The sequence below is a fragment of the Ideonella azotifigens genome (assembly GCF_006519715.1).
In the GTDB taxonomy this organism is placed as follows: domain Bacteria; phylum Pseudomonadota; class Gammaproteobacteria; order Burkholderiales; family Burkholderiaceae_C; genus Ideonella; species Ideonella azotifigens.
The window spans coordinates 1-6466 of record NZ_VIDT01000297.1 but is presented as its reverse complement, the minus strand read 5'-3'; the positions used below and the strand labels follow the sequence as shown (position 1 = coordinate 6466).

General features: G+C 68.6%; 8 protein-coding genes. 2 read left to right on the top strand and 6 right to left on the bottom strand.

The annotated features are described in order from the left end of the window. Window positions 1-115: 115 nt before the first annotated feature. Complete coding sequence (locus FKP22_RS17410; RefSeq protein ID WP_231010550.1) at window positions 116-763, top strand: glutathione S-transferase family protein; 648 nt, start codon at window positions 116-118, stop codon at window positions 761-763. Window positions 764-866: 103 nt separating this feature from the next. Here the strand turns inward: FKP22_RS17410 and FKP22_RS17405 are convergent, their stop codons facing one another. From FKP22_RS17405 to FKP22_RS17390, 4 genes are all read right to left on the bottom strand, one after another. Next, complete coding sequence (locus FKP22_RS17405; RefSeq protein WP_141288764.1) at window positions 867-1181, bottom strand: BON domain-containing protein; 315 nt, start codon at window positions 1179-1181, stop codon at window positions 867-869. A 72-nt stretch (window positions 1182-1253) separates the two neighbouring features. After that, window positions 1254-1850 carry a ferritin-like domain-containing protein gene (locus FKP22_RS17400; protein ID WP_141288763.1) on the bottom strand — a complete coding sequence of 199 codons (597 nt, stop codon included), beginning with the start codon at window positions 1848-1850 and terminating at the stop codon, window positions 1254-1256. Window positions 1851-1927: 77 nt separating this feature from the next. Continuing rightward, on the bottom strand, window positions 1928-2413 hold the full coding sequence (locus tag FKP22_RS17395) for a BON domain-containing protein (protein ID WP_141288761.1): 486 nt from the start codon (window positions 2411-2413) through the stop codon (window positions 1928-1930). Window positions 2414-2700: 287 nt separating this feature from the next. Beyond that, window positions 2701-3120: a DUF2177 family protein gene (locus FKP22_RS17390; protein ID WP_141288759.1), complete on the bottom strand. Its 420-nt coding sequence runs from the start codon at window positions 3118-3120 to the stop codon at window positions 2701-2703. A 490-nt stretch (window positions 3121-3610) separates the two neighbouring features. On the opposite strand from FKP22_RS17390, the gene FKP22_RS17385 reads away from it, so the two are divergent. Next, entirely contained in the window at window positions 3611-4102 is a 492-nt protein-coding gene (locus FKP22_RS17385; protein WP_141288757.1) for a GNAT family N-acetyltransferase, read from the top strand. Window positions 4103-4192: 90 nt separating this feature from the next. Here the strand turns inward: FKP22_RS17385 and FKP22_RS17380 are convergent, their stop codons facing one another. Both FKP22_RS17380 and FKP22_RS17375 read right to left on the bottom strand, forming a co-directional pair. Then, window positions 4193-4627 carry a response regulator gene (locus tag FKP22_RS17380; protein ID WP_141288755.1) on the bottom strand — a complete coding sequence of 145 codons (435 nt, stop codon included), beginning with the start codon at window positions 4625-4627 and terminating at the stop codon, window positions 4193-4195. A gap of 155 nt (window positions 4628-4782) precedes the next feature. After that, a complete protein-coding gene (locus FKP22_RS17375) occupies window positions 4783-6213 on the bottom strand; it encodes a phospholipase D-like domain-containing protein (RefSeq protein WP_141288753.1) in 1431 nt (476 codons plus the stop codon). Window positions 6214-6466 lie beyond the last annotated feature (253 nt).

Sequence of the window (6466 nt, the reverse complement as noted above, 5' to 3'; positions counted from 1 at the left end):
CTGGGCGTGCGCACGCGGCCGGTGGCGGCCCCTGCCGCAAAGACGTAGCCGGCCGCGCGTGGACGGCTGGGGAGCCCGGTCGCAGAATGCGCCGGTCTCATTGCCGGAAGCCGCCGTGGCCCTTGACGCACCCACCTTCACCCTCTATGGCGCCAAGGCCTCTGGCGCGGTCGCCGTCGAAGCGGCGCTGACCTTGCTGACGCTGCCTTACCAGCTCATCGAAGGCGCCACCTGGGCCGAGCCCGAAGCGCGCGAGCGCGTGGCACCGGTCAACGCGATGCGCCAGATTCCCACGCTGGTATTGCCCGGCGGCCAGGTCATGACCGAAAGCGCCGCGATCCTGATCTACCTGGCAGACCTGCACCCTGCCGCCGGCCTGGCCCCGGCACCTGAGGATCCGCTGCGCGCCCAGTTCCTGCGCTGGATGCTCTACGTCTCGTCCGCCATCTACGCGCTGCACTGGATCAAGCCGGACGTGCAGCGCATTGGCGCGCCGACCACCGCCCGCGAACAGGTGGTGAACGCCGTGCACGAGCGCATTGCCTTCTGCTGGCAGCACATGGACAGCCAGCTGGCGCCGGGCCAGTACCTGCTGGGCGACACGCTCACCGTGCTGGACCTCTACGTCGCCGTGGTCTCCCGCTTCGGCCCCTGGCGCGAACGCTTCTGCGAAGCCGCCCCACGCATGGCGCAAGCAATGGCCCGCGTGGACGCGCACCCGCGCCTGCAGGCGCTGTGGCGCGAGCGTTTCGACGAGGCATGAGCAGACGAAAAAATGCCCGAGCCGGGAGACCCGGGTCGGGCAGAAGGTCAGGGCTCAGGAAAAACTCCGTCGTCGACGGGCCCGTTCAGGGCCGGTCGCAAGCTCAAGGGCGAACGACGATGTCGTTGCGCACAGCCTTGACGCCGCCGGTGCCACGCGCGATGGCGTCAGCCTGCGAGCGCTCGGCCGTGCTCTTGGCGAAGCCGGACAGTTGCACCACGCCCTTCATGGTTTCAACGCTGATCGACATCGCGCTGACGGTAGGGTCGCTGGCAAAGGCGGACTTGACGCGGGCGGTCAGCGCCGAGTCGTCAATGTAGGCGCCCACCGATTCCTGCTCGCGCGTGACCGCGCAGCCGGTGGTGGCGAGGACAGCGGTGGCCGAGATGACAGCGGCAAGGATGAAACGTGCATTCATGGGGATCTCCAGTGGGGTTGTGAGTTGTGAACGGGAAAAAATAAGCGGGAAGCGAAGCGCAGGCCGAGGCCTTCAGCGCTCCAGCCAGTCGCTGAGTTCGTCGGCGTGCTTTTCTTCATCGGCAAGCACGTCTTCGAGCAGGCGGCGGGTGGTGGGGTCCTTGGGGCCGATCAGCTCGATCATCTGGCGGTAGCTTTCCACCGCCACACGCTCGGCCACCAGGTTGGCGCGAATCATCGATTGCAGGTCCTTGGACTCGTCATAGTCGGCATGGCTGGACTGCAGCAAATGCGCGGGATTCAGGTCCGGTTCACCACCCAGCTCGACGATGCGGCGGGCCAGCCGGTCGGCATGGCCCAGCTCTTCGTTGGCATGCACCAGGAATTCGTCGGCGATGGCGGGCGAGGCCACGCCCACCGCGGTGAAGTGGTGGCGGCGGTAGCGCAGCACGCAGACCAGCTCGGTCGCCAGCGCGTCGTTCAGCAGCTTGACCACGTCGTCACGCCAAGGCCCGTAGGCTGGCGTGACGGCGCCATCCGTGATGTCGCGCTTGGCAGCCTTCAGCCCCGCTTCGTCGAGCTGCAGCCGGCCATGTTCGGCGGCGGCCTGGCCGGGTTGGCCAGACTTGGCGGCCTGCTTGGCTGCGGCGGTGGGGAAGGGGGTGGACATGTTGGCTCTCCTGCGGGACGCGTTGGGATGGCTGATGGAAATGCGAGGCGATGCGAAGGTCAGCGGCAGACTGACACTCAGCCGTTCTTGACGGCCAGCTGGTTGTCGACGCTCTGCACGCCGTCCACGCCCATCGCCAGCCGGGTGGCGCGTTCGCGGGCGCTGTCGGTCGGCGCGGTGCCGTGCAGTGCCACGCGGCCGTTGACCGTGTCAACGTTGATGCGCAGCGCGCTCAGCTCCTTGTCCTTGGCCAGCTCGGCATTGATGGACGCGGTGATGGTCGCGTCGCCCACGGCGCCCTTGGCTTCCGCGCCGGCCTGCTTGGCATCGGCCTTCAGCTCGGCACCCGCCTGCTTGGCGTCGGCCTTGAACTCGGCCGTGTCTTGGCGCATCTTGGCCTGGGCTTCATCGCTCTTCTGCTCGACCTTGGCGACGGCCGCATCCAGGCGCTGGCCTGCGGTGCGGGAATCTTCGCTGCGGTCGCAAGCGCCGAGGACGGCGGCCGCCACGATGGCGGTCAATGCGGTCATTCGGCCGAGGGGGGGAAAGTGGTCAGTGGTCATGCGGGGCTCCTGATGAGGTGCCGATGTCCGGCGTTGATGCAACGATAGACAAACCCCGTCCTCCGCGTGGTCGGCTGTGGACTCTTCCGCGTGTCGGAGAGCACCGACATCGGTGTCAGCGGCAGGACCGGCAATTGCCCCAAGGGGCTCGTCTCGCCACGCAAGGCCGCCTGCGAAACCAGGCTTGCGCAAGCTCGCGCCGCGGCGGGTCAGTGCGAGACCGAGCCGCGCTGCCGTGCGAACCAACGCGAGGGTTGACGCGGCATCACCGGGCGCCCCGCCGTGGTTCAGCCGTGGTTGCCAAAGCGCAGAACGGCCCACCAGGCGGTCAGCATGCCGGCGGCGGAGACGCACATGCCCCACACGCCGTCCACCAGGCTCACCTGCACGCTCCAGCCGCGCAAGGTGGCCCAGTTGGTGAGGTCGTAGGTGCCGTAGGCCACCAGCCCGACCAACGCGCCGCGCCACAGCGCAGTGAAGGCGCTGTCGACCTGCGGGCCCCAGGCCAGCGCGAGCAGGCCGGCGGGGTAGCCGAAGTAGAACAGGACGGTAGGCAGCAACGAGGGCGCGGGGCGCATCAACTCGCCGATCTCGCGCTGGTAGAAGCCGCGGGCAATGCCCAGCAGCCAGGCGGCGTCCAGCAGGCCGATGGCCAGCAGCGCGCCCAGGTAGGCGGTGAACCAGCCGCCCAGGCCCACCGGCCTCATGGCGCGCTCCGCAGGGCAGCAGAGGGCTGGACGGCGGGGCTGGGCAAGGCAGGCATGGCGCGGCTTGGGGCGGAAAAGAGGGGCGGGCGGCAGGCGTGCAAAGACGCGCCACGGGGCCCCTGTGCGCCGCAAGAAACAGGCCGGCGGAAGGCGACGACAAAAAGGGTGCAGGCTTTGGTGAAGGTGCCGGTAAACGATGGCTGGGTTATGGCCATTGTTCGGAGCCATGGTCTACCGGCAAGCTGGACAGAGCCACACTGGTGGTCTGCCGATTCACCTCGGCCTGCACGCTGTTTGTCGGGTGCCTTGTTCGGGGTCGGTCAGCAGCTTGGCTGGACTGCTGCAGTGCTGCTGACCATGGACGCTACTGTAGGCAGCGCAAACCGCCCGCGGTGTAGTCGCCTCCCGGGACGGGCTGTAGGACAAAGCCTCGGCAAGGTTTTGCCTTGCCCCCAGGCAAGCGCCTGCCGCTGGGGGAAGATGGGCGCCGATGATCACTTCCAATGCCATTCGCCTGGCCGTTGCCGCGGATGCCGCGGCCATTGCCCTGATGTCACGCCATCTGATCGAGCATGGCCTGCCCTGGGGCTGGGACGGGCAGCGCGTGGCGCAGGCCATTCTGGCGCCGCACATCAACGTGGCGGTGACGGGGCCGCGCGGCGCGCCCGTGGGTTTCGGCATCATGGCGTACCACGATGACGATGCGCACCTGGTGCTGTTCGCGGTGCAACCGGCACGCCAGCGGCAGGGGCTGGGCAAGGCGCTGCTGGACTGGCTGGAGGCTGCGGCCCGGGTGGCCGGGGCCGAGCGCATCCGGGTTGAAGCGCGGCGCGAAAACCTCGCCGCCAGGATCTTCTACAACGAGCTCGGTTACCACGAGCGCATGATCAGCAAGGCCATGTACAACGGCCAGGTGGACGGCGTGCGGCTGGAGAAATGGCTGCGCGTGCACGACGTGTCGGCCAGCGGCGCGGCGTCGTGAGCGCCCCCAGACCTGCCGCTTCGCGTCAGGCCCCCCGAGGGGGTCAAGAAAACTCGGGAGCGGCCCTTCGTTTTCTTGAGAGCCTGGTGCTCAGGCGTCGAGCCGGCCTTCGCGTGGGCCGGCTTCGTCGGCCAGCGCGAGGCAGTAGTCGATCAGGTCTTCGATCTCGCCGGACTTGTCGAACACCCGGCTGGCGCCGAGCTGCAGGCACTGGCGGCGCATTTCGTCGGTGGCGTAGTTGGTCAGCACGACGCAGCGCGGCGCCGGCCGCTTGCGCGCGCCGTCCTGCCTTTGCCTCGCATCGCTGAGCCGGCGCAGCACGTTCAGGCCTGAGCCCTGGCGCAGGAACAGGTCCAGGATGATGATGTCGCAAGGGGCCGGCGGGTTTTGCAGCCATTGCAGCGCGCCGGGCTCGTCTTCGGCATGGCCCACGACCTGCAGCGGCACCATCTCCTCGAGGGCGGCCGCAAGGTTCTCGCGGATCACGGGGCTGTCTTCGACAAGAAAGGTCTTGAGTACCGGCATGTCTTGCACCTGAACGGCAGCGCACGGTTTTGCTGCGTTGCGGGATTCCAGTTTAGGCAGCACCGGCGCCGCGGCCTGTAGGACGGCCGGCTGAATGGGCGCCCGAGAACATGCCCTTGGCGCGGCTCGCCGGTCTGCTTCACGTCTGCTTCAGATCAGAGCCAGCGCTCGAACAGGCGGCCCGTCCACTCCTTGAGCCTGGCGCCCAGACCACGCTGGGCCCAGGCAGCAGGCGTGATGGCAGCCGAGGCCTGCAGGTCGCGCTGGAACTGGGCCTCCAGCACCTGCGCAAAGTCGTCGCCCACGACGACCAGGTTGATCTCGGCGTTGTCGGCAAAGCTGCGCCAGTCCAGGTTGCTGGAGCCGACGGTGGACCACACGCCATCGACCACGGCGGTCTTCGCGTGCAGCATCGCGTCCTGCAGCTCGTGCACCTGCACGCCGGCTTCCAGCAGCTGCTGGTAGTAGCCGCGGCCAGCGGCCAGCATCAGGCCGAAGTCGCTTTTCGACGGCAGCACCAGCACGACCTGCACGCCACGCCGCGAGGCGTCGCACAAGGCCTTGAGCATGTCCTCACCGGGCGCGAAGTAGGCCATGGTCAGGTGCACGCTCTGCTGGGCCGCGTCGATCGCGCGCAGCACCGAGCGGTAGATCGGGTTGGCTTTCTGGCCGGGCTGGCTGAGCAGCAGCTGCAGCACGCGCTCACCTTGCACCGGCGTGGGCGTGGTGGGCGGCGGCGGCAGCTTGCCCTCGCAGCCCTGGCCGTTCCACTGGTGCTCGAAGGATTCGGCCAGCGCCGGCACGATGGGGCCCTGGACCTCGATCTGGGTGTCGCGCCAGCCGTTCTTCAGCGGGTCGACCTGCGGCGCGCGGCGGCGCAGGCTGAAGGAGCCGGAGGCATAGACCTGGCTGATGTTGATGCCGCCGGTATAGCCAATGCGGTCATCGACCACCAGCAGTTTGCGGTGGTCGCGCTGGGTGATGTTCCAGAAGCCGGCGCGCTCGAACGGGCTGACCGGGTTGTAGCCGCAGACGGCCACGCCGCCGGCGCGCAGTTCCTCGAAGAAGGTCTTCTCCGAGCCCAGCGAGCCGACGCTGTCGTAGATCACCGCGATCTGCACGCCTTGCGCGGCCTTGCTGCGCAGCAGGTCGGCCATCTGGCGGGCCAGGCCTTCGTCCTCGAAGATGTAGCTCTCCAGCAGCACGCGCCGGGTCGCGCCGGCAATGGCCGCACGCATCGCGCCCAGGGCCTGGGGCCCGTCGATCAGCAGCCTGGCGGTGTTGCCGCGGTACAGCGGCACGTCGGGCATGCCGTCGGCCATCACCTGCAGGTGGTGCAGCGCCAGCTTGGCGTGGCCCTCGGCGGCCACGCCGGCGACGATGTTGCGGGTGGCGGCGTCAGACACCTCGCCCTTGGAGTCGGCCACCTTCAGGTCACGGCCCAGCGCGCCCACGCTGGCCGCCACCGGCATGGCAACCGCCTCTCTGGGCGGCAGCGTGGCGCTGCAGGACACATTGCTCAAACAGACCCAGCTCAGCGCGAGCGCGCACAGCGCACCGCGCCGGCTGATTGCAGGCGTAGCCATAGAGGTACTGCTTTGGATGAAGCGCGCAGCGCGGGCTGCGGCGAAGGCGCCGGGGCGTCCGGCGTCAGAACTTGCGGACTTAGAACTTGGACTGCCAGCTCAGCGACAGGCCGCCACGGCGCGGCTTGAGTGCCATTTCGTTGGTACCGCCCAGCTGCATGCGGAAGGTGCCGAGTTCCTTCCAGGCATCGGCGTCGGAGCGGGGCTTGAAGCCGCGGTCGAAACGCTCGACGCGCGCGGTGAAGGCCAGCTC

Bases quoted from the DNA above. Each gene is read 5' to 3' on its own strand.
- FKP22_RS17380 (WP_141288755.1), bottom strand. From the start codon at position 4,627: ATGCCGGTACTCAAGACCTTTCTTGTCGAAGACAGCCCCGTGATCCGC.
- FKP22_RS17400 (WP_141288763.1), bottom strand. From the start codon at position 1,850: ATGTCCACCCCCTTCCCCACCGCCGCAGCCAAGCAGGCCGCCAAGTCT.
- FKP22_RS17395 (WP_141288761.1), bottom strand. From the start codon at position 2,413: ATGACCACTGACCACTTTCCCCCCCTCGGCCGAATGACCGCATTGACC.
- FKP22_RS17375 (WP_141288753.1), bottom strand. From the start codon at position 6,213: ATGGCTACGCCTGCAATCAGCCGGCGCGGTGCGCTGTGCGCGCTCGCG.
- FKP22_RS17390 (WP_141288759.1), bottom strand. From the start codon at position 3,120: ATGAGGCCGGTGGGCCTGGGCGGCTGGTTCACCGCCTACCTGGGCGCG.
- FKP22_RS17385 (WP_141288757.1), top strand. From the start codon at position 3,611: ATGATCACTTCCAATGCCATTCGCCTGGCCGTTGCCGCGGATGCCGCG.
- FKP22_RS17405 (WP_141288764.1), bottom strand. From the start codon at position 1,181: ATGAATGCACGTTTCATCCTTGCCGCTGTCATCTCGGCCACCGCTGTC.